This is a genomic window from Mesorhizobium sp. M7A.F.Ca.ET.027.03.2.1 (genome assembly GCF_003999175.1).
In the GTDB taxonomy this organism is placed as follows: domain Bacteria; phylum Pseudomonadota; class Alphaproteobacteria; order Rhizobiales; family Rhizobiaceae; genus Mesorhizobium.
In genome coordinates, this window is the sequence record NZ_RZOM01001184.1 from 1 (window position 1) to 1,766 (window position 1,766).

2 protein-coding genes are annotated in these 1,766 nt (G+C 66.5%); both read left to right on the forward strand.

All coding sequences use genetic code 11. From position 1 onward, the window contains the following. Positions 1 to 2: 2 nt before the first annotated feature. The gene (locus EN750_RS32725) at positions 3 to 830 is read left to right on the forward strand and encodes an ABC transporter substrate-binding protein (protein WP_245482879.1); all 828 of its coding nucleotides are present in this window, start codon (positions 3 to 5) and stop codon (positions 828 to 830) included. After that, positions 823 to 1,766: iron chelate uptake ABC transporter family permease subunit (locus EN750_RS32730; protein WP_145968138.1), on the forward strand; the 944-nt coding region annotated here is incomplete at its 3' end. The genes EN750_RS32725 and EN750_RS32730, both read left to right, overlap by 8 nt.

The window sequence follows — 1,766 nt, forward strand, 5'->3', positions numbered from 1 at the left end:
CAATTGCATCGCCATCTGCCACGGCGAAACCGTTGCGCATCGTCTGCCTGGATGACGGCTTGGCCGAGCCCTTGCTCATGCTCGGTGTCAGCCCGGTTGCCATCGCCGGTCGCGACATCTGGGAGACCTGGGTGGTCGAACCGCCGCTGCCGCCTGAGATCGCCGATGTCGGAACGCTGCTCGAACCCAATCTCGAATTGCTGCAGCAACTCAGGCCCGACATCATCCTGTCCATGCCGTATCTCGACGGCATCAAGCCGCTGCTCGAACGCGTGGCGCCGGTGACGACGATCGGGCTCTATACCGAGGCCGGGCAGCCCTATCAGCGCGCGCTCGAGGCGACGCGCCAGCTTGCCAGGCTTGTCGGCAAGGAAAGCGAAGGCGAAGCGCTGATCGCGGCGACAGATGCGTATTTTTCGGAAGTCCGCCGGCAACTGGCGCCGCTTTCGGCGCGGCCGATCTATGTCGTCAGCTTCATGGACCCGCGCAATGTGCGCGTCTACGGCAAGAAGAGTCTGTTTCAGGAGGTGTTCGATCGCATCGGGCTCGCCAACGCCTGGACGGCCGAGACCAATTATTGGGGGTTTTCGACCGTTGGTATCGACGGGCTGGCGACATCCAGCGACGCTCGCCTCGCCTATCTTGAACCCTTGCCCGAGGGCGCGGGCGGCACGCTGACCGAAAGTCCGGTCTGGAACGCCATGCCTTTCGTGCGCAACCGCTCGATCATGCGTCTTCCCGCCGTCCATATGTTCGGCGCCCTTCCGTCCGCCACCCGTTTTGCTCGGGTCCTGGCGTCTGCGATAACCGGGGAGGCCGCCCGTGGCTGAGGATGCTGCGGCCATTGCCCAAGGGGGGAAGCATGCGTCGGCCGGCCGGGCCTCCGCGTGGAGCTTTTTCAGGAATCAGCCGGTAGGCGCGATCCTGCTTTGCGCGGTGCTGCTCGCGGCAGCGTCAGCGGCAACCGTCTCAAACCTCACCGTGCAGCTACCATCGGCGCTCTGGCTCCAATCGCTCGCCGCCCCCGACATCGCCGACATGCGGCAGGTGCTCGTCCACTATGCTTTCCTGCCTCGGCTTGCCGTCAGCCTTCTGTGCGGTGCGGCGCTCGGGCTTGCCGGAACCGTCCTGCAGCAGGTTCTGCGCAACCCGCTTGCCTCGCCCGAAACGGTCGGCGTCTCGGCCGGTGCCTATCTGGCGCTGGCGCTGACGACGCTTCTGTCACCGTCGCTGCTTGCCTTCGGGCGCGAATGGGTGGCGCTGGCTGGCGCATTCGTCGCCCTTGCCGCCGTTTTCGCTCTGTCCTGGCACAAGGGCCTGTCGCCGCTTTCGGTGGTGCTGGCGGGGCTTGTGGTCAGCCTTTATGCCGGCGCCATCGGTGCCGCTCTCATTGTGCTGCGGCATGAATGGCTGGCCAGCCTGTTCATCTGGGGCGCCGGTTCGCTCGGCCAGCAGGACTGGTCGACGACGCTGTGGCTGTTGCCGCGCATCGGCACTGCTGCGCTTGCGATCTTCTTCATGGTGCGGCCACTGACCTTGCTTGGCCTCGACGATGAAGGCGCGCGCAGTCTTGGCGTGCCGCTCGGCGCCTATCGCTTCGCCGGACTGGCGGCCGCCGTCGCGCTGATCGCGTTTGTCGTTGCCGCTGTCGGCGTCATCGGTTTCGTCGGCCTGGCCGCGGCGACGCTCGCGCGCATCGGCGGTGCCCGGCGGCTGGGCCAGCAACTGGTGATGGCGCCGCTGATCGGCGGGGCGCTGTTGTGGGC